This window comes from Pseudomonas sp. KnCO4 (assembly GCF_045344305.1).
Lineage (GTDB): Bacteria > Pseudomonadota > Gammaproteobacteria > Pseudomonadales > Pseudomonadaceae > Aquipseudomonas > Aquipseudomonas anuradhapurensis.
In genome coordinates this window covers 2,815,047-2,834,949 of record NZ_CP174199.1, presented here as the reverse complement: position 1 = coordinate 2,834,949, position 19,903 = coordinate 2,815,047, and the positions used below count along the sequence as shown (strand labels likewise).

The 19,903-nt window shown below is 55.5% G+C and carries 17 protein-coding genes; 7 read left to right on the top strand and 10 right to left on the bottom strand.

Annotated elements, in window-relative coordinates; all coding sequences use genetic code 11:
• Positions 1-427: 427 nt before the first annotated feature.
• The 3 genes from ACJA3S_RS13415 to ACJA3S_RS13405 all read right to left on the bottom strand — a co-directional run bounded on the left by ACJA3S_RS13415 (position 428) and on the right by ACJA3S_RS13405 (position 5,423).
• Positions 428-4,765 (bottom strand): NACHT domain-containing NTPase, encoded by a 4,338-nt coding sequence (locus tag ACJA3S_RS13415; RefSeq protein ID WP_289514825.1) that lies wholly within the window; start codon positions 4,763-4,765, stop codon positions 428-430.
• Between the two features lie 188 nt (positions 4,766-4,953).
• A complete protein-coding gene (locus ACJA3S_RS13410; protein WP_289514826.1) occupies positions 4,954-5,163 on the bottom strand; it encodes a hypothetical protein in 210 nt (69 codons plus the stop codon).
• 92 nt (positions 5,164-5,255) lie between these two features.
• Positions 5,256-5,423 carry a hypothetical protein gene (locus ACJA3S_RS13405; RefSeq protein ID WP_289514827.1) on the bottom strand — a complete coding sequence of 56 codons (168 nt, stop codon included), beginning with the start codon at positions 5,421-5,423 and terminating at the stop codon, positions 5,256-5,258.
• 337 nt (positions 5,424-5,760) lie between these two features.
• Here ACJA3S_RS13405 and ACJA3S_RS13400 point away from each other — a divergent pair, with 337 nt between their 5' ends.
• On the top strand, positions 5,761-6,408 hold the full coding sequence (locus ACJA3S_RS13400; protein WP_289514828.1) for an HAD family phosphatase: 648 nt from the start codon (positions 5,761-5,763) through the stop codon (positions 6,406-6,408).
• 21 nt (positions 6,409-6,429) lie between these two features.
• Here ACJA3S_RS13400 and ACJA3S_RS13395 read toward each other — a convergent pair whose 3' ends face one another.
• Positions 6,430-7,380 (bottom strand): GlxA family transcriptional regulator, encoded by a 951-nt coding sequence (locus tag ACJA3S_RS13395; RefSeq protein ID WP_289514829.1) that lies wholly within the window; start codon positions 7,378-7,380, stop codon positions 6,430-6,432.
• A gap of 107 nt (positions 7,381-7,487) precedes the next feature.
• Between ACJA3S_RS13395 and ACJA3S_RS13390 the strand changes: the two genes are divergently transcribed.
• From ACJA3S_RS13390 to ACJA3S_RS13375, 4 genes are all read left to right on the top strand, one after another.
• Entirely contained in the window at positions 7,488-8,285 is a 798-nt protein-coding gene (locus ACJA3S_RS13390; protein ID WP_289514830.1) for an SDR family oxidoreductase, read from the top strand.
• Between the two features lie 22 nt (positions 8,286-8,307).
• The gene (locus ACJA3S_RS13385; protein ID WP_289514831.1) at positions 8,308-9,072 is read left to right on the top strand and encodes an SDR family oxidoreductase; all 765 of its coding nucleotides are present in this window, start codon (positions 8,308-8,310) and stop codon (positions 9,070-9,072) included.
• A gap of 38 nt (positions 9,073-9,110) precedes the next feature.
• A complete protein-coding gene (locus ACJA3S_RS13380) occupies positions 9,111-9,629 on the top strand; it encodes a carboxymuconolactone decarboxylase family protein (RefSeq protein ID WP_289514832.1) in 519 nt (172 codons plus the stop codon).
• A 145-nt stretch (positions 9,630-9,774) separates the two neighbouring features.
• Positions 9,775-10,782, top strand: a complete 1,008-nt coding sequence (locus ACJA3S_RS13375; protein WP_289514833.1) for a zinc-binding alcohol dehydrogenase family protein — start codon at positions 9,775-9,777, stop codon at positions 10,780-10,782.
• A 61-nt stretch (positions 10,783-10,843) separates the two neighbouring features.
• Here the strand turns inward: ACJA3S_RS13375 and ACJA3S_RS13370 are convergent, their stop codons facing one another.
• Genes ACJA3S_RS13370 through ACJA3S_RS13360 form a run of 3 tightly spaced genes read right to left on the bottom strand, consistent with a single transcriptional unit; the run spans position 10,844 to position 13,919 of the window.
• Positions 10,844-12,220, bottom strand: a complete 1,377-nt coding sequence (locus ACJA3S_RS13370) for an LLM class flavin-dependent oxidoreductase (protein ID WP_289514834.1) — start codon at positions 12,218-12,220, stop codon at positions 10,844-10,846.
• A gap of 35 nt (positions 12,221-12,255) precedes the next feature.
• Entirely contained in the window at positions 12,256-13,101 is an 846-nt protein-coding gene (locus ACJA3S_RS13365; protein ID WP_289514835.1) for an amino acid ABC transporter permease, read from the bottom strand.
• Entirely contained in the window at positions 13,098-13,919 is an 822-nt protein-coding gene (locus tag ACJA3S_RS13360) for an ABC transporter substrate-binding protein (RefSeq protein WP_289514836.1), read from the bottom strand. The genes ACJA3S_RS13365 and ACJA3S_RS13360 overlap by 4 nt, the downstream gene beginning before the upstream one ends.
• A gap of 390 nt (positions 13,920-14,309) precedes the next feature.
• Here ACJA3S_RS13360 and ACJA3S_RS13355 point away from each other — a divergent pair, with 390 nt between their 5' ends.
• The gene (locus ACJA3S_RS13355) at positions 14,310-15,311 is read left to right on the top strand and encodes a metallophosphoesterase (protein ID WP_289514837.1); all 1,002 of its coding nucleotides are present in this window, start codon (positions 14,310-14,312) and stop codon (positions 15,309-15,311) included.
• Between the two features lie 211 nt (positions 15,312-15,522).
• On the opposite strand, the gene ACJA3S_RS13350 is transcribed toward ACJA3S_RS13355, so the two are convergent.
• Positions 15,523-16,566: a DUF4238 domain-containing protein gene (locus tag ACJA3S_RS13350; protein WP_289514839.1), complete on the bottom strand. Its 1,044-nt coding sequence runs from the start codon at positions 16,564-16,566 to the stop codon at positions 15,523-15,525.
• A gap of 693 nt (positions 16,567-17,259) precedes the next feature.
• Positions 17,260-17,580 (bottom strand): hypothetical protein, encoded by a 321-nt coding sequence (locus ACJA3S_RS13345; RefSeq protein ID WP_289514840.1) that lies wholly within the window; start codon positions 17,578-17,580, stop codon positions 17,260-17,262.
• Positions 17,581-17,692: 112 nt separating this feature from the next.
• Between ACJA3S_RS13345 and ACJA3S_RS13340 the strand changes: the two genes are divergently transcribed.
• Positions 17,693-18,442: an NAD-dependent deacylase gene (locus ACJA3S_RS13340; protein ID WP_289514841.1), complete on the top strand. Its 750-nt coding sequence runs from the start codon at positions 17,693-17,695 to the stop codon at positions 18,440-18,442.
• A gap of 105 nt (positions 18,443-18,547) precedes the next feature.
• On the opposite strand, the gene ACJA3S_RS13335 is transcribed toward ACJA3S_RS13340, so the two are convergent.
• Positions 18,548-18,916 (bottom strand): hypothetical protein, encoded by a 369-nt coding sequence (locus ACJA3S_RS13335; RefSeq protein ID WP_406818826.1) that lies wholly within the window; start codon positions 18,914-18,916, stop codon positions 18,548-18,550.
• Positions 18,917-19,903: the final 987 nt, after the last annotated feature.

Below are 19,903 nucleotides of genomic sequence, written 5' to 3'. Positions count from 1 at the left end.
GCGGATCGAAGAAATACGGAATATCAGTAATCGCATTGATGCAACCATCCGTGATGGTCGGAAGTTTTTTTCACTGCTGATAGGCGTGCCCGTCGGGCCCGGCTGTCGTAAACCGAGCCGTCGCGCGGCGACATCTCGGCCCTACGGGCTTCCATCCCGTCACGCCTGCGCACTCCGCTAGCTATGCGTAGGGGCTGATAGACGGGCGCCAGCCAGCCGGCAAGCAAAAAATACCGCCAATCGGCGGTATTCAAGGTCTTGCTCGGCGTCTCCGGCTCTCATCGGCGAGGTTTGAGTTGCCGATAAAGAGGTCTTTTCCTGCATAAGGTTTTGGTGCCGGACACATACGCGATCAGACTATTGCCGCGGGATAGAGGTATCAACGTGCGGGGCTAGACATTAGCCTTCAACGAGATCGAGCATTGTTTCACTCCTCCTCGCTTAGGCCGGCTTTCGCCTGGTTGGCCTTGATGGCTTTGGCTGCTGCCTGTCCTCCCCGCTTGGTAAGGTCGACGCCGATGACCATTACGTCCTCAACGCCTGGATACCTGGATGCAATGCTCAGCCAGTGTTCCTGCAGAGCTGCAACCAAGCCTTCAAATCCAACCCGATCACCCTTTGGAGTCTCCCATTTGTCTTGATCATCTCTGCTGACAAGCAAGAAGATTCCGCAGCTCGACCTGTCATCACGCAGGTAGTCCCCGCATAGCTGATTTTCAAGTCGCTCGAAATGCTGCGGCCCACTCCAGTTCTGGGAGAGCTTCAGTTCGACTGGTACCGGAGCATCAAACTGGGTGTTCAGGAATCTGTAGTCTGGTCGCTTATCGTCCGCAAGCTGTTCTTCTTGGGTTACACCGTAGCGCCCTGCAGCGTGGTCTCTGCACCAGTCTCCGATAAATTTGCGAACAGAGGTCTCCTGGCTTGAAGGCAAAAGAAGCTCAGCCCAGCTTGAATCACTCTCTTCCAGCAGATGCTTCAGATCCAGTAGCCGATCGATCGCGAGATTCCAGAGCTCTCGATGTGTGGTGGGAGTGCTTTCCAGCGAGTTATGGAAATCGATGACCTTCTCTGGCGGCCAGGGCGGAGTCTGCGAGTCGGCGGTAGCTTTCTGCTCAGCATAAAACGCACTCCATGGGCGAAGGCTTTCTGCGGGATGGGCCTGGGCAATTTCCTCCAAGGCCAGGAATGCTTCCTTACCAGGTGTTTCTCGAATTAGAGCAAGTAATCCGTCTCGAGCACTCTGGGCGTCGTCCCTCAGTCCTGGCGAATAGACGCCTGTTCCTGCGCGCTGGATGTCATCTGCGATACGTACGTACTCGTTAACTAGCAGATACAGCGCTTTTGCATGTTTTACTGTTTTGTAGTTCTGCCGGCAACGGTGCGCATTGTGGCCACCAACGATGCCAATCAGGCAGAGCATTGCAAATTGCGCTTTTGCCTCATCTGAAGGCAGCGAATCGATACGAGCTGCCAGTGCCGGTATACCCTTGGCTGGTTCTGATCCAATCCACATAGCAAACCAATACGGCGCGATATCCAGACTGCTCTCTGCGATGGCACGCTCGCTGGCGAGCACAGCCAGTGCCCGATCACTGATGGAGGACTCCACCACAACGCTCAGGACGAGTTGAAGGGATTCCAGGTTTTTCACAGGTTGAGCCAAGCGAGTCATGAGCGGAGTTGCTAGTGCCTCATACAGCCATTCACCACCGTAGCGGAGCCTGCGCAGGACATGATTGCCACCAGAATCCGAGCATGGTTGACCCAGCTCGTAACAGATCTCACGTCCTACGATTTCTAAAAGAGGTTGCGGCCAACGTTTAAACAACGTAGGTAGCCACTCTGGGAAGCCATTCAGTTCCAGCAGCGAATAACGAACGGCATACTCGGCATCCCTACAAGACATTTGGAGGAAACTGGACGATTCTTCCCTGGCTTCGATAGCAAGCCCCGTTAACCCAAAAATTACCTGGTATGGGGTTGTATTCGCCGGCGCGCCTTCAGATGGAAGCTGCGGGCAATAACCCCTCCAGAAACTAATCGCCCCATCACGAAACGCTTGAGCGACCGGCATTCCGAACTCAGGAACGAGTGACTCCCAGTTCCCGTTGCTCCATGTGCTTGAGGATGACGTACCATCACGCATCTCTTCCAGTAGATAGGCTTGACGACGAGTCATCACGCCCGGATCGGGACTGTTGATACTCGCTACATCAGCGGCAAGCCCTTCACGCCACTCGCGACGTCGATTCGCTTCCTTACCCTCTCGTTGGGCCGCTTCTTCTTTCCACTGGGCCTGCTGAATCTCCCATTCATCGACTTGTCGCGGCGGCGGATTCAGCATGAGTTCCAGCTTTTTGCTAAGCTCGGCGTCGCACTCAGTTGCCTTCCGAAGCTGGATCTCCCATTCAGTCGGCTTGCCATGCTGCTTATAAATTTCGACGCCCAGACTCATCGCCATGTGGCGATCTTGAAAATCAGTGAGGCTAGCAATCTGGTCGCATGCGAGAACAAGGTTCTCCTTGTTCAACGACCAAAATGGCCGGAAACCGATCAATTGCCAGACATTGATCACTGGCTCGTTGCGGTGTGCACGCCCCTTACGGGCAACCTCGACGTCATGCCAAAACAATTTGTAATCGAGCTCAGGCCACGCGGGCACCGCTAATCTGAGGTTTTCACCTAACTCCCGAACATCCCGCTCATCGTACACATGTGCCAGCGCGAGTTTGCTCAGGATGTCTAGAGCGGCCTCATCGAGTGCAAATGGATCACGCTTCTGAATCAGCCGGAGCACGCCCTGGCCAGCAATCTCGGCAAGCCAGATGTGATTTTTCGAGATGGAGATGAATCCGTGATCTTTGGTAGGCGGCTTGGCCAAGAGCTCACCCAGCCCTCGGACTAAGGTTGGGAGGTGTCTCTGTGGCAAGTCCGCAGCCAATGATGAAAGGTTTAACGCTAGGCTGTCCCTCCCACTAAACCGCTCCTTCTTAGCGGCCCGCTCGATCGCAGCAAGCAGCCACCCAAGCGATTCATCGTTTGCGGGTAAGGCATCTACAAGCTCAGCCAACCACTCCCGATTAATTTCCTTGTCACCGTGCAGCAACCCTTGGCGTAAATCGGCGACGTCCTGGGGGGTACCCAAATCGATGACAGCGCGTATGGCTGCCAAACGCGTGTGTTTATGCTGGGCAGTGAGGGCGAATTGCTTCGCTTCTGCGAGCGCACCCACCACCTCGCCTTGCCACACCATGCGCAGCAGGAACCAGGTGATATCGTCGTTTGTGCTGTAGAGCGCCAGCAGGTCTTTGATATCTTCGGTGAGATCATGGTGAGCGAATCGCTGCACTGCAGAAAAGTCAGTCATCGACCAGCTATGTGCCGGCTTTGCCAAGTGTTCGCAAGCCTTGCGCAGTACGTTCCGGCGAGTCGTTAGCTGAAGCTGCCCGGGATCACCCCCCTCGAAAAACACCTCGGGTGCAACCTCCTCTAGCCTTGAGCAAATGCGCGTGTCCAAAAGCGCCAGCCAAGGTAGAACTGGGCGCAGTGAAGGGTTGATGACTTGGATGCCATATTGAGTGCGGAAGAACAGATTCTCGATTTTGACTCGAGAGGCGGCATCGCGAATCAGCTCGTGAAGCCACTCAGCCGTTAGGTATTCTCGGACTGTGCGATGGTGAAAACGTACCGTTCCATAGATGCCAGGCTCGAAAATCGGCCGGCTTAGCAGTGTGCCTGCGTCTGCGTCATTCCAATCCTTCAGGACAGAACGAACCGGGATGCCCTTTTTATTGGCATCGCCATCCGGTACACGGACAGCAGACATCTGACCCAATGTTGTCGCGGCGGCGATGAGACGAACACCTTCGCGGAGTTTCTCTGGAGCGATAGGTCTGATCTCAGCGCGATTTTGATCGTGCTCTTCTAGACGGCGCTCGATGCTGCTTCTCATCAGCTCCAGGCGCGAGCCTACACGGTGATGGGCGTGCCAATAGTCGACGAGCTCCAGGAAATCCAGCGGGCGCGTGGTCAACGACCATGCATCCCTCCGGTCAAGTTCAGCGCGAAACCCTTTGCCATCTACGACACCAGTGGCTGCCAAGAAGCGGTCGACCTGCGCTCCATGGATATCGTCCAAAGTAACAACAAGGAACGACCTGCCTGACTTCGGTTTTGTTGGAGCCGTGTGAGCTACAGCTTCACTCGCATCTGCCGCGGTTGATTGCTTAGTGATAGGCTCAAAGGCAAAGCTCGCCTCACAGATCGCGAGATCCGTCCTGGCGCGCCACGCTGTGCTACGACCGGTAATAAGTAGGTGCGCCTGGGCGCCAAGGCGTTGTGTCAAACGGCCGATTTTTCGGATTGCGCGTTCAAAATCTCGCGGATCCTTTAACCGAGCCTCGTCCACAGAATCCATGAACAGCCAGCCTTCCGCACCGGAATCTAACCAGCTTTCGAATTCCTCGAAGCTGCCTTCTTCGATCGCGTCTTCCAATTCTGGATAGACGTTTTCGATCCGCAGGAAGAAGGCGATTTTTCCTTGGCGACGGAGCTGGCGAGTAACGTTCCGGATTTCGGCGGTTTTACCCGATCCAGCCTCCGAAAGCAGAATCACTCGGCGATGCTGAAGCAAGTCTGGCCAGCGACGATCTCCGCTCCCATTATGGCGGCCGCTCAGTTCTACATCATCGGACGCGTCTGCATCGAAGGGGATAATGGAGAAGGTACGATCAAGGTCGATGAAGGCGTCCAATTGCCACGTCATAGCGAGTCTCAAGCAGGTCGTGAGCAGTCCCAATATGGGCTGCAGAGGCTCTGACATCCTACCTGAATTGGCGCCAGCATCGGTGCCTGCGCGGGAGTCCGGCCTAGGTATTCCTTGAGTGCCAGCTTCGTCGATTCAACCTCATCTTCGACACGAAGCACGTGCTTTGTCAGGTATTGCGATGTTTGCTAATGGCGTGTTGGAGAGTGACCACCGAGGGCTTCGAGCTGGTAGTCCGTTACGGTTTGAAACGCGTACTCAGCCTCGAGGCGGAGCCGCTCTACTACAGCTTCAGGCTTTCCATCCGCTTTGGCTTGGTCGTATTTCTTCATGGCGTCGATAGCCTGCTGGTACATCGGGTCATCAGGAAGCAGCGGTTGTCGAATTTTTTGATGCATGTTGTCCCTCGACCTCGTTGTTAACTTGAGCTAGTGGCTTGGCATTTTCCCTAATGTTCCGTCTGCCCAAGACTGCCTGCCTTCTGCAGCTGTTAGTCGATCACCGTCTGATAGAGGTGGTCGGCTTCGAGTTTAAGGCGCTTGAGCTCTTCATCCGGACGACCCTCAGACTCTGCCAGGTTGAAGGCCCGAATTGCGGCAAGCGCTTGTCTTAGGAGCGGCTCTCCAGCTTCTGCCATACCCAGCAAGGTTCGCTTCATTGATGATCTCTAGGAGAACAGAACGCAATGAAACCACTATAGAGTCTTGTAAAACGATGGACAAACACACGGTGTTTCGGGGGCAAATCCGTCAGGAGTACATTTGTACTCCTGTCTACCTTTCCCCTTTAAGCCGCGTTTTCATAACAGGTAGACATGCATGAGGCCTCTTTAACGACTCATCCTCGAGCTCAAAGAGCTGCCCACCCAGACAGCGTGCTACGGTCGGCGGCTACTAGCTGTGCTTATGACGACATTGGCTGGGATCTACGAAGGGAGCGCTTGGCCCAAGGCCGGCGTGTCTGTAAACCGCGGTATAAGGAGCTAGAGAAGTTCTATGAAGATTCGAGGCATTATTTTCGACTGCGACGGCACCCTGGTAGACAGCGAACGACTTGCAGCGCAGCTGTTGAGTCAGTTGCTCGGAGAGCAGGATATTGAGATGACACCTGCCAACGTACTCATCCGGTTTCGGGGCGTACAATTCCAGAGCTTCGTAGATGGTCTGCGTGACCTCTACCCTACGCTTTCCTCTGAGGCCCTCACTGCTGGGTTTCGCACGCGCAGCCTGCCGCTGTTTGAGGCGAGCCTAGAGCCTATGCCGGGCGCGATCGAGTTTGTTGAGGCGCTCAAAATTCCTGCATGTGTGGCCTCCAACGGCCCTCGCATCAAGATCGAAACCTGCCTCAAAGCTGTTGGCCTATATCCGGCCTTCGAGAACACCATAATCAGTGCATATGAGGTGCAGGCCTGGAAGCCCGACCCCAAAATCATGCTGCATGCCGCAGAGCGTTTGGGATTAGCCCCCGACAACTGCCTAGTGGTAGAAGACAGCTTGTCTGGTGTTGAGGCAGGACTGCTCGCGGGCTGCCATGTGGCGGGCTATGGAGAGACAGACTTTTCCAGGTTCGTAGGTGAGGAGAATTTCCACCATTGCGATGATTACCGTGCTCTGGATCAGTTTTTAGGCCGTTTGGTCGCTTAGAAACGGCCAGAACTGTCTCAGTCATGCAGATACGACCCGTCGGGCATCCCTCCGCACGGTTTGAGGCGGTACACCAAATCCGCGGATAAAAACCTCTCGCAGATGGCGGCGATCCCTGAAGCCGGTCTCCCGAGCTACTACATCAAGGCTGTGCCGACTCTGCTCAATCATCAATCTGGCAGCCTCGAGGCGCAGGCTTTCCACGGCCTTCGCCGGTGATTGCCCCGTCTCGGCGGTGAATACGCGCGTGAATTGCCTAGCGCTTAGATGAACGACCTCAGCAAGTTCGTCCACGCTCAGAGGGCGGCTCAGATGCTTACGGGCGTAATCCAGAGCCATCTGAATACGGTCAGATTTTGGTGAAAGCGACAGCAGCTCGGAGTGCTGTGATTGACCACCGGAGCGGCGCTGATGCATGACCAGCTTACGCGCCACCGACCGTGCCATCTCGGTGCCCAGATCCTTCTCAACCATGGCCAGCGCCATATCCAGAGCGGCAGTCATACCTGCAGACGTCCATATTGGCCCATCCACGATGAAAATACGGTCTTCCTCGACTTCGATCTTCGGGTGCATCTCACGAAGCTTGTTCGCATAGGCCCAGTGCGTCGTTGCCCTGCGGTTATCGAGCACACCTGCCTGCGCCAGCACGAAACAGCCCGTGCAAAGGCCTGCCGTGCGTCTCGCGCCATCGACAAAGCCGCGCACGCTCGCCAGCACGTCCTCACCTGGTGGTGTCAGAGGCGTCAATGTCCCCGTAATCATCCAGGTGTCGGCCAAGCCTGGAGCACCCAGGGGTAGCGTATCCATGTACATCCCGAGAGACGATCGGACGGTACCGCCTTCTATGGAAAAGTTCTGGATCTTGTAAGCCGTTTCGCCGGCAACAATGTTCGCGAACTCGAATACAGACTGAGTCGCCAGTGACATGACCTGAAAACCTTCAGTGATGAGGTAGCCGACCCGGTGCATGGTTGAAGCTCCATTATTCGATGTCCGGAAAACGTAGCATATGTGTCGTTTGAGACGAAAGCACGTTCCGCCATCATGACTCCACACCCAATCGCTGGAGCATGACCATGACGCAGGAATTCAAAGGCACCGCGATCATCACTGGCGCATCCACCGGGATCGGTTCGATCTACGCGGAGCAACTTGCTCGTCGCGGCTACGGCCTGGTGCTGGTTGCACGCAACCGTGAGCGACTCAATGCCTTAGCCGGTCGGCTCACTACCGAGACCCAACAGGCTGTGGAGGTGTTCGCAGCAGACTTGGGTAATGCCGAGGGCCTGCGCCAGGTGGAGCGCAAGCTGCAGGATGACGCCAGTATCACGATGCTGGTCAACAACGCAGGTATAGGCACTCATACCAGCTTGCTGGATAGCGATGTGGAGCGCATGGCTGAGATGATCAATCTCAACGTCACCGCCCTCACCCGCCTTACCTACGCTGCCATCCCAGGGTTCGTTGCTCGCCAGCATGGCGCCGTCATCAACATTTCGTCCGTCGTGAGCCTCGCGCCAGAGATGCTCAATGGCGTTTACGGCGCCAGCAAGGCGTATGTCACCGCCTTTACCCACTCCCTGCACAAAGAACTTGCGGACAAGGGCATCAAGATCCAGGCGGTACTGCCTGGAGCCACTGCAACCGACCTCTGGCAGATCGGCGGCTTACCCCTCGAGAATCTTGACCCTGGCATCGTGATGTCGGCTCAGGATCTGGTGACTGGCGCCTTGCAGGACTTCGACCAGGACGTATTGATCTCCCTACCGTCGTTGCATGACCTGCAGGCTTTCGAGCGTTACGAAGCCAACCGACAAGCACTGTTCGGCCAGCTTTCCAAGAGCCAGCTCGCCCCGCGTTACAGCGCCAACTGACTAACCGCGAAGGACACCATTCATGAAACTGACTGCCAACACCATCTTTATCACTGGTGGTACCTCAGGCATTGGCCGCGCCCTTGCCGAAGCCTTTCACCAGCGTGGTAACAAGGTAATCATTGCAGGCCGCCGGCAGGCACTGCTGGACGAGATCGCTCATGCTCACCCAGGCATCGAAACGGTAAGACTGGATATCAACGATCCCCAGCAAATTGCACAGGTGGCCCAGGAGGTTATCCAGCGCCACCCCTCGCTGAATGTGATCATCAACAACGCCGGCATCATGCCGTTCGACAACCCAGCATCCGGTGATTACGACGATGCCCAGGCGGTAAGCCTGCTGGAGACTAATTTACTCGGCCCAGTACGAGTCAGTGCCGCCTTCGTTGAGCATCTCAAGCGCCAGCCGGACGCATACATCATTAACAACAGCTCGGTACTGGCCTACCTGCCACTGGCAGCCACCGCACTGTATTCAGCTACCAAGGCAGCCCTCCACTCCTACTCCCTTTCGCAGCGCTTCACCCTGCGTGACACGAGCGTCAAGGTTTTGGAGATCGCCCCACCTTGGGTCGATACCGATCTGATCCACAAAAGCGGTGACGACCGTGCAATGCCGCTGGATGACTTCATCCAGGAAACTCTGGCCAAGCTTGAAACCGCTACCACCGAAGTTTTGGTAGACCGCGTCCTGCCGCTGCGTGCGAACCAAGGGGCTAATGAGCATGAACTGATCAACCTGTTCAATCAGTCCGTGGTCGAAAACCCGATCCCGGTTGCCTGACCTGACACCGGTACGAATATTTTTCAAGGAGTCGACTCATGACGCGTATCAATGCTCTCACTTTGGATCAGGCGCCTGCGGCCGCCCAAACGGCGTTGCAAGGGGTAGAAAAAGGCTTGGGCTTCATCCCGAATGCTTTCGCCACCCTCGCCCACTCGCCTGCAGCGTTGGGCGGATACCTCGCGTTGTCCCAAGCTCTGAACAAGAACAGCCTCAGCCCCGCCGAGCGTGAAGTGGCGGCGCTGGCTGCATCTGAAGTGAATGGATGCGACTACTGCATCTCTGCGCACAGCTTTTTCGGGGCCAAAGCAGGACTGGATGCCGATGTGCTGCTGGCTGCACGGGCCGGCACGCTCGATGGCGTTGCTGCATTCGCCAGGGCAGTGACAATCAGTCGAGGGCAGGTCAGCGATGCTCAGTTGCTAGCGGCACGGGAAGCAGGGTTGGATGATGCGAAAATCGTGGATGTGATCGCCCAGGTTTCCCTGCTGACGCTGACCAACTACCTCAACAACGTGGCGATGACGGATATCGACTTCCCACCTGCCGGCAAGTGATGGACTGTGAGGCATCTGGGTCTGGTCTCCAGTACCTCACGCCACTTTCATTTCAAGCGAGAAAGTCTTACTGCATTTAGGCTGTTTTTTGAGTGAATCGAAGCGAATAGCCTACGCCCACTTTGAATCTCATAGAGGTAGCACCATGAAGGCTGTCGTTTACACCCAACCCGGATTACCTATTCAAGACGCGCAGTCGCTGTATGACGCAGAAATACCTGAGCCAAAACCCGGTGCCCGTGATCTGCTCGTCGAAGTCCGGGCCATTGCCGTCAACCCGGTCGATACGAAGATTCGCGCCAGCCGCGGCGGTGATCAGCCACAGGTCTTAGGGTGGGATGCTGTTGGAGTCGTCCGCGAGATTGGCTCGGATGTGACACTGTTCCAGCCTGGTGATGAGGTGTTCTACGCTGGAGCCATTGATCGTGCTGGCAGCTACAGCGAGCTTCACGTTGTGGACGAGCGCATCGTTGGGCACAAGCCTCGCAGTTTGGATAATGCTAGTGCCGTAGCCCTGCCACTCACGTCCATCACTGCCTGGGAATTGCTGTTTGATCGTTTGGGCGTTGAAGAGAATGGTGGCGAGGGTCAAAGCCTTCTTGTAGTCGGTGCTGCAGGTGGTGTGGGTTCGATCCTAGTTCAGCTAGCTAGGAAGCTGACTCAGCTCACCGTCATCGGTACCGCTTCCAGGCCTGAGACTCAAGCGTGGGTCAAGGAGCTGGGAGCCCACCATGTCATCGACCACACAGTCTCGATCCCTCTTCAGCTGCAGGAACTAAAGCTGAATCCGGTCGATTATGTGATCAGCTTGACGCACACCGACACCTACCTTCCTCAGCTTGTTGAAGTGCTTCGTCCGCAAGGCAAGCTCGCACTGATCGATGACCCAGCGCAGCTGGATGTCATGCCGCTCAAGCGCAAATCGTTGTCCCTGCACTGGGAGCTCATGTTCACACGCTCGCTGTACAAGACGGAGGACATGATCAAGCAACACCACCTGCTTGATAGGGTCTCGAAACTGGTTGATGAGGGAATTATCAGGACGACGATGGGCGAGCACTTCGGTACGATTCGCGCCGAAAACCTCAAGCGTGCTCATGCCCTGATCGAAAGCGGAAAAGCGCGGGGCAAGATTGTCCTGGAAGGCTTCTGATAGCAGCGCGAGGTAAGCTGGCGCTCAATCGTTACAGGGCATGAGCGCCAGCATGTCTTGGTTAAACGGGTAAGCGGAAGGAGGCTCCGTAGGCAGAGTCTGGCAGGCGGCTAGATCCGTCAGCTCTCAATCTGGATCGGAAACTCCCGCTCTGAGGACTGGTTCGGTAGAGCCCTCTCTTTTGCAGCTCTGGCACCACCAGCTCCACGAAGTCTTCCAATGTGCCAGGGCTAGTTAAGGGGTTGAGCATGTAGCCACTCGTACCTGAGATCCGTGCATGCTCCTCGATTCTGTCTGCCACCTGCTCCGGAGTGCCAACCAGGATCAGATCGGTGCCCCGTGTAACATTGGCAAAGCGCTTCCTGACGTCCCCGGCGGTTAGAGGCTTGCCGCTTCCGTCGGGTCGCAGCATGTAAGAAGTAAGACCCTCGGTATGAGTCGACAACGCATCGCTGTCCGCGTAGCGGCTCAGGTCGATGCCTGTGTCGCCGGCATAGCTGACGAGTTGTGCTTCCAGGTGATAGTTGCTCTGGAGCTCGTCGTATTTGCGCTGGGCTTCAATCTCGGTTTTCGCCGTCACGATGCGCAGCACTGTCAGCGACTGCACGTCATCCCGAGCGCGGCCACGTGCCTCAGCCATCGTCCAGATTTCTTCCAACCCTTGACGGATTTCATGAGGGTTCGACTTGGCTATGAAGATCAGTTCAGCATGCTTGGCCGCGAACTCGCGCCCTCTTCCAGACCAACCCGCCTGAATCAGGAGTGGCGTTCGCTGTGGCGACGGAGCGGACAGATGAGGCCCCGCCACTCGATAGCGCTCTCCTACATGGTCGATCGGCTTGACCCGGTCGCCTTGGGCGTACACCTGGCGGGTTTTGTCGGCGACCACAGCGTCATCTGCCCAACTGCCCTCCCACAGCTTGTAGACCACGTCCATGAACTCCTCGGCGCGCTCATACCGATCTCCATGCTTGAGCATTTCCTCCAGACCGAAATTGCGCGCAGCGCTGGAAAGGTAGGAGGTAACGATGTTCCAAGCGATCCGGCCGTTTGTCATGTGATCAAGCGTACTGAACCGTCGGGCATGGGCAAAAGGATGCTCGTAGGTCGTGGACACGGTAGCGCCGAACGCCAGATTCTTCGTGATCGCTGCCAAGCCCGGGATAATCATCAGCGGGTCATTTGCAGGCGCCTCGACAGCCCACTTCACGGCTGCCTCTGCGTTACCGCCGAACACATCATAGAACCCCAATACATCTGCAAAGAACAGCATGTCGAGGTTGGCCTGGTCAGCGATGCGTGCCTGGTTGGCCCAAAACTCGAAGGTGTTGGCTGCCAGGCGCTCGTCGGCCGGATGTGTCCACAAGCTCGGCGCGCCACCGCAGCCGACGCTGGCTTGTTCGTAAAGGGCAAACAATAGGGGTTTAGGGTCAGACATCACTGTTCCTGTATTCATTGGTGTCAGCACTCAACTTATCGCTGATCCTGAAAGCCTTTGCCGTAGTAGCGCTCGAGTCGGTGTTGGACAAGCTCCAGCCCAATGGACAGAAGCCAATAGATGAGTGCGGCGGTGGCCAGCATCTCGATGTAGCGGTACGAAGAGCGGCCGTAAGACTGCGCCAGGAACATCACTTCCCATACCCCCATCACTGAAATCAACGATGAGTCTTTCAGCATGGAGATGAACTGGCTGGTGGTCGGAGGAATGATCGTGCGCATCGCCTGAGGCAGGATGATGTGGAAGAACGTAGTGGTCGGGTTCATTCCCAGCGCCACTGCTGCCTGGCGCTGGCCGGGTGGTACCGCCATGATACCGGCACGGAAAATCTCGCTCAGGTAGGCCCCGTAGTTGAGGGACAGCGCGATAACGCCCGCACTGATTGCGCCTGGCACTACGCCGAGTTGGGGCAGCCCCAGGTAAATAAGCAGAATCTGGATAAGCAAAGGCGTGCCACGGAAAAAAGAGGCGTAGAAGCTCGCCACTCCAAAGGCCACAGCGCTTCGAGAAAGCCGCGCCAGCGCTGTTACGAACCCCAGCACCAGCGACAGCCAGATCGAGCAAAAGCACAGGAACAACGTCAGTGCTGCACCCTGCAGGAACCCATTGGGCCCCAGTTTGAGTCCAACCAGGTTTGGCAGCTTATCGAGAATGATCGAGAACTTGAGGTCGAAGCTCAGGAAGAAAAATATACAGGCGCCGAGCAATGCCGCCCATGTCAGGTACAAGCGGGTTTTGAAGCCAAAGATTCGCCAGATGCGATCCCTCTGCGTGTTGGGCGCCAGCGCGGTTTTGGCCGGATGCGGATTAAGGGCTGTCATTTAGTGATATCGGCGCCAATCCATTTTTCGGAGATCTTGGTCAGCGTCCCATCTGCCTTGAGCTCAGTCACAACCAGGGCGACCTTTTCACTCCACTGGCGATCGTTTTTCTCAACGGCGACTACGTTCGGCTCGGCATACAGGGTCTCACCGGCAATCTTGAAGCGAGGATCTTGGGCGATGCGTTCTTTAGCCGTAATGAGATTGGTGACCATGGCATCCAACCGTACTCCGGTGCCTAGCGCCAGATCCTGGAACGCTACGGTTTCGTTGTCGTAGGGTGCGACCTGGACGGTGTCAAATGGGTACGCCAGGGGTTTGTCCTCAGCCCCCTCGATGACGAGATCCTTGTTCAGATAGGCTTCATAGGTGGACGCACTGATTACGCCTACCTTCTTTCCAGACAGCTCTTTACCAGAGCTGATGGTGCTGTCCTTGGCGTTGACCACGATGACCGCGGGTGATTGGTAATACTCGACAGGGAAATCGAATACCTCTGCCCGCGCTTTGCTTGGCGTCATGGAGCACACACAGATGTCGTAGCGCCCACTCCAGCGTCCAGCCGCGATCACATCCCACGACGGTGTTTCGAGTTTGAGCTTCACCCCAAGCCGTTTAGCTACCGCCTTGGCGACATCAACGTCGAACCCGTCGAGCTGATTCTGATCATTCAGGAACGAGAACGGAGGGTAGTTTTCCATCAGTACCCCGGTGAGCGCCCCTTTGCTTTCTACACGTTCAAGGGTTGAGCCAGCGAAGGCAGATGAACAGGCAGCAAGAAGCGCTAGGCCAGCCGGGAGGAGAGAAATAGCTTTCAACGACAGATACTCCGTTATCAAAGGATCTAAATATTAAAACGCAATATAAAATACTTTCGTACTAACATTATGGAATATCAATGGATTGCTCAGCTATATCTCTGCTGTTTCAGGCGGCTGAGGATGACATTGCGGCGATGGCCATCGACTAGCCACCGACCGTGCCCTTTCACATGCTCATTTTTTCACCGTAGCGCGGGAATCAGCACTACCCATAATGATCCCGTTTGGGATCATTAACCCATAAAAACGGCCTTAATGTTCCCATTTGGGATCACTATGGGAGGCGTTGACGAACCGCGTTTTCCCCTCGACTTGGGCCCTATCGAAGCGGAAAATTGTCAGGTCAAAGCCCCTCCACAGCACGCGAACGGAGCCGCATCCTCCCCCATGAGACCCAAGGTACTCCAGCTCGAGAAAAACCTTCACGGCCGCGACTTTGTGGTCGGAGACATTCATTTCAAAACCACGGATCTACACCGCGGATTGCATGCGCTGGACTTCGACAGGACGAAGGATCGCTTGGTCGCGGTGGGTGATGTCATTGACCGTGGGCCCGGCGTGATGGACGGCCTCAAGCTGCTGGGTGAACCTTGGTTTTTTAGTGTGCAGGGCAACCACGAATGGATGCTTATCGACGCTTATGAGGCTAATCCCGAAGCTCGCTATTCGGCGCATGGCGCGGGTTGGTGGATGACCATAGCTGATGAGTCCAAAGGGATGATCATCGACAGGCTTCGAGACCTGCCGATTTGCATTGAGATTGAGTCCGTCCGAGGTGTAGTCGGCGTCGTTCATGCTGATGTGCCCTTCGGCATGAACTGGCCGAACTTTGTCACCCAGCTCGACAACACCGCGATCGAGGAAATCGCTCTGTGGGGACGAGATCGGATTGTTAAGCATCACCGTGAAGGAGTCCCTGGCGTATGGCGAGTTTGCACTGGGCACACATGGATTCCCCGGCCCTTGAGATTGGGCAACGTGCTCGCCTTGGATGTCACCGGTGGCGCCGACGGCTCTCTGGCCATCTACTGCGTACAGGAAGACAAAATCTACATCGACGGTGAAGCCACATCGATTGATCGGGCTGAATGCTTGAGTGAACAGCTCCAGGAGCTTGAGGAGCGCGCCGGTGCTCTCAAGACGACGGTCAATAAAAACAAGCTCATTGAAACGCAGGTGTTGGCGGCTGAGCTTGAGTCGGTAGCGAAACTGGTCAACTCAATGTGGCTAGAGGTTCGCGAAGGGATCGAGGAGCAACAGCGGCTGACCAATGCTTTGCATGGACTCAGTCTCGCGGGTGGTGAGCGCCGCAACGCTAAGCTCGAGGAGCTTTGTGCTAGGTATGAAAACACTCAGGTCGAAGGGCTTCTTCGGCGGTTGTTAGGTTAAGAGGGTTTTATGGAGTACCTGATGAGCATCAGCCAAGCGCGTCGACGTTTTCGTCGCATCCTCAAGCTCGCAGAGAAAGGTCATACGTTCATTTTGACGCGGTGTGGGAAGCCGGTAGGTCGGCTGGAGCTTCATGAGTAGGCGTTTCGAGCATGACAATGCGTGCCCGTTGGGTTGGGGCTAGCCAACCAAGCCGCCCGCTTGCCAGGATTCAGATGATCGATTTAGGCAGCATTTCCTTGATTACGTCCGCCATTAAGGACTGAGTTTCTGCCTGAGAAATCCACCGCGAATTGGAGCCTATTTTTTCCTGCAGATCTGACATTTGGTCGCTGCAGGAGATGAAATATCTCATCGAGCAACGGGCCACCTGTTCCACCAAGTCGTAATTCAAATCACCAACAGCGCCAGCTGCGCTGCCCAAAAGGTACTGATTTGAGGACAGCGGAAGCACGACGTGAATCACCTCGTCATGCTTATCGAGGAATGGCTTGAAAGCCCTATCTCCTTTGACGTGGAAAAGTACGATCGAATCGCCCAACGGGAGATTGTCGGGTTCGAAGCTTTTGACTGAGTAATTCATCACGGCCAGGCGCGCCGCCCGCGCGGATGGTGAAATCGACTCGGACATGATTCGTACATGGCTCTGTTTCACTATTGCGTTGATCTGAGGCAGGAAGCTCGGTAAGGCATTGGTGATATCGGCTGCAAACCGTTCAGTCATGGGCCGTAAGGCTTCCTTAAGCGTTGTCTGACTGTGTTGCAGGATGGACTGCATCTGATCGAGCGTAATCCCATGCTGTGCCAAAGCCTTGCGAAACATTTCTGACTCTGGCGTGAGATGTTCATCGATGAGCAAGCCCAAGATATGCGGGTCTGCCAGGTACGACATGATCTGGCTAGTAACCTCTTCGAAAAGCTCACCCATGTTCTCTCTGACGTGCCTACTTCGCACCTCAAAATGAGCGAGCATCTCGGCAATGAGGCTCGTATCTTCCGGGCGAGCGTATCCCTTCCGGAGCCGATCTATGAGTGGCGCGTAGACCTCGCGTTCTGCCTCAGTAATTTTGTCATCCAGGTCGGTTTCTGCCTGGATGGCATAGAAGCGGCGCACGAGCCCTACATCAGCTATGTTTGCAGGTCGCGGCGCCCGGGTATGTTCGTACACCCAGCAGCGGACAGTTTTGCCGTTCGAGGGAATGCGAAATCCCTTCTGCAGAAATTGAGGTATGAAATGCTGACGGACACCTGACACTGGTCACCAATCCTTCTGTAGCGAATCCCTGCCTTGATGCATGCGGGCATAGAGCCGACTTGCACTCACAGCCTTGAGAGCTCCGCCAATGATGCCGCGGATTCGTTGACTAATTCGAGAATCCCCCTCGCGGCGGGCTGCCTCGAGCCGCTCTATTTTGGCGATCATTCGAGCAATGTTTTCCCTAGCCCGCTGCCGGCTTCCAAGCCTTTTCATTTTGCCCCCAAGATTCGGTAAGTGGCGTTGAGACCTTCACCCTAGCACCGTAGAAAGTGAAGCGCCTACCCCACCAACCACCTGGCAAGATACGCCGAATCAGGATACTGTATACCTATACAGTGTTTCGTCGGGTTCGGTAAATTCGGCACTGGAGGTAGTTGTTGCGTCGCTCGAATGTCCAGAAAAGCTCTTCCAAATAGCCTGGAGGCCCTGCCCTCTGGGGCCTTGAGATGATCTCTATATCTGGAGAGGCTTGCATAGACGGTTCAAGCGGTCGGTGCTAGACGTGGACGTTGGGGCCGTTCAGTACCCGGCTGAGCGGTGTGAAATCAAATGCTGTATGTACATACAGTTAATGATGGCCTAAATCTGTGACTGCTTACAGAGGTTGCGCCAGATATGCGGAATCCACCTCCACAGCACTAGCGTGGTTTTGTGGACATCTGAGCGACTTCCTTCGAGGAACTCTCCTGCCTAGCTGATCGTCTTCAGCTTGTCGTACCAAGCAGCGTAAGGGGTATCAACCACCCGAGACCGGTTGTAATCGGGGCTGCCATCAGTCCACCAGACGCCCCCGCGCTCACCAAGTGCCACTTTGGCAGCGTTGACCATCTCGTGGGCAAGCCTCAGAGCGCTCAGGTCTTCCTCAAATTTCGCCCGTTTTACCTCACGACGAGCGTCCATGAGCTGGATTACCAGGCGCTGCCGAACATCCTCAGGGATTGCGGGGTTCGAGCAGCGCCATAGCTGTCCTTTCACTACGAAGTAGCGTCCATCTGGTGTCGTCGGATGCATTAGGTAGATTTCGTGTTTTGGCTGATCCTATTCAACAGAGCGCGATCGCGCTGCGTAGGTTCAGCAAAGCCCCCTATCGGCTCGAATACTACTGACATCCAGGACACCTTCTATGCCCAGCAGTATCATTGCGGGACTTCTGCGAGAAGCGAAGCACGTAGTGGTTTTCACCGGCGCCGGCGTATCAGCAGAGAGTGGCATCCCTACCTTCCGGGATGCATTAACCGGACTCTGGTCTCGCTTCGATCCTGCACAGCTGGCAACTGCTGAGGCATTCCGTGCGGATCCGAGCCTGTGCTGGGGTTGGTATGAGTCACGCCGACTGAAAGTGCTTCAGGCGAAGCCGAATGTTGCACACATGGCGATAGCAGAGCTCGCCAAGCACGTACCTAGATTGACGGTTGTGACCCAGAACGTTGATGACCTGCATGAACGGGCCGGGAGCTTGGATGTGATTCATCTCCACGGCAGCCTTCACTCACCCCGGTGTATTGACTGCGGAAATCCCTATGAAGCCGCCATACCCCCAGGTGGTGTGTCTGACGAAAATTGCCGTCTTGAACCACCGCGGTGCGGTGCATGCAACGGGCACATCAGACCCGGGGTGGTCTGGTTCGGAGAAATGCTTCCTGAGGATGCATGGAGCGCTGGTCTAGGAGCTGCAGAAGAGTGTGACCTATTCTTTTCAATCGGTACTTCAGGCGTTGTCTTTCCAGCCGCAGAACTGCCCTTACGTGCTCTCGGCGCTGGCGCGTCAGTGATACATGTCAATCCCATAGCGTTCGAGATCAGTAGCAAAGAACATTTCCTACAAGGGCCTGCCTCTACAATTCAGGCGTTGATCGTTGAAGCGTTCGGCTGATATTCCTCTGCCCTAATCCAGCGGTGGATGTGGTTTGGAGCGTTTACAGGTGAGCAACGCCATCACTGGGCGTCCTGAGGACGACCTTCTACCACCGCCCTGCCCTCAAACACCTAGGTCATCGTCAATTCGCCTCCCCACCAGTTCTCGAGGGATGACGTCAGCGGGCACTATCAGCAAGAGACGGTCGGCGAGGTAATCGCTATAGCCCGCCAGGATCGTAACCCTATTAGGTAGGTCGTCCGGCCCTGGCGCTTCAATGCCCGCCTTGATCTGAGCGCTCTGAACTATCCTCAGAATGTCCTCGCCTAGCCATTGCTGTTCGAGATATTCCTTTTGGCTACGGGCGGGTTTCGGCCCGAACGAACGCAGCAGATCAGCCACGGTTTCGAGAAGTCGTTGAGGGCCCAGGTGCTTTAACGCAGCTTTCCAGAGCATTCCTTCTTGAGGCATCGTGAGTCGGTTACGAAGCATTGGTAGTACAGGATCCTTCTGATGAGACTTTTTCTAGATTGCGAATTCACGCATCTCAACGCCCCAGCAAAACTGATTTCGCTGGCGCTGGTGGCAGAAGACGGCAGGGAATTTTAGGTCGAATTGCTCGACACATGGCACCTGGACTACTGCAGCGATTTCGTAAAGGAGATCGTGCTGCCTCAGTTATGGGGTGGCGACTACAGATATCCCGTACTCGATGCCAGGGACAGGCTGTTGGCATTTCTAGGCTCATTTGACTGCATGACTAGAGTGGTGACTGATGCCCCGGAGTACGATTGGGAGCTGTTCTGCGAACTCGCATATCACGAAGGTAGGTGGCCGCAGAATGTCTATCCGGCACCTACCAATGCGCTCAGCCTTGAGCCGCTGCACGATGGATCCGACCTCCCTCATCATGCCTTGCTCGATGCTCGGATCATCGCTGGAATGTTTGTCCCGAAGGCCAGTGGCTAGGCACTACCTGCTTCCCTGCTTTTGCTGTCCACCCAATTGTCGACTGAGTGACTACGAGAAAAATCTCCCGAGGACGCTGGAGTCGTCAGCTTGTGTCCATCCGTACTGGCAGCTTCAGAGACTGATCGACATGTCAAATACCCACAAAAAAATCAGGTTTATTTGTATGTTGTTTGGCTGCAAAAGCAAGCTGAGGGCCTTGCAGGCCCCAAAGAAGCGACAATGCTTCGTGCGGGCATGCCCACCGTCCATTTCTTCATGATTTTCCTTTGAGATTGCTTAAAGAGCCGCTTCGCAGTAGATCAAGTGCGAAAAGGCCAAATCACAGCGATACAAGCCAGAGTGATCCGGCGAGTTGAGAGGTGGCAGGGACACCGCTGCTTTGCTTTTGAGAACAAACAAAAGAACTCCGTTTTTGAATTTTTGATTCAAGGGTAGCTCTTGAAAAATGTCGCATTTTTGACAATATTGACGCATTTAGGACATTGCTGTGAGCGCTGGGCGAAGCCA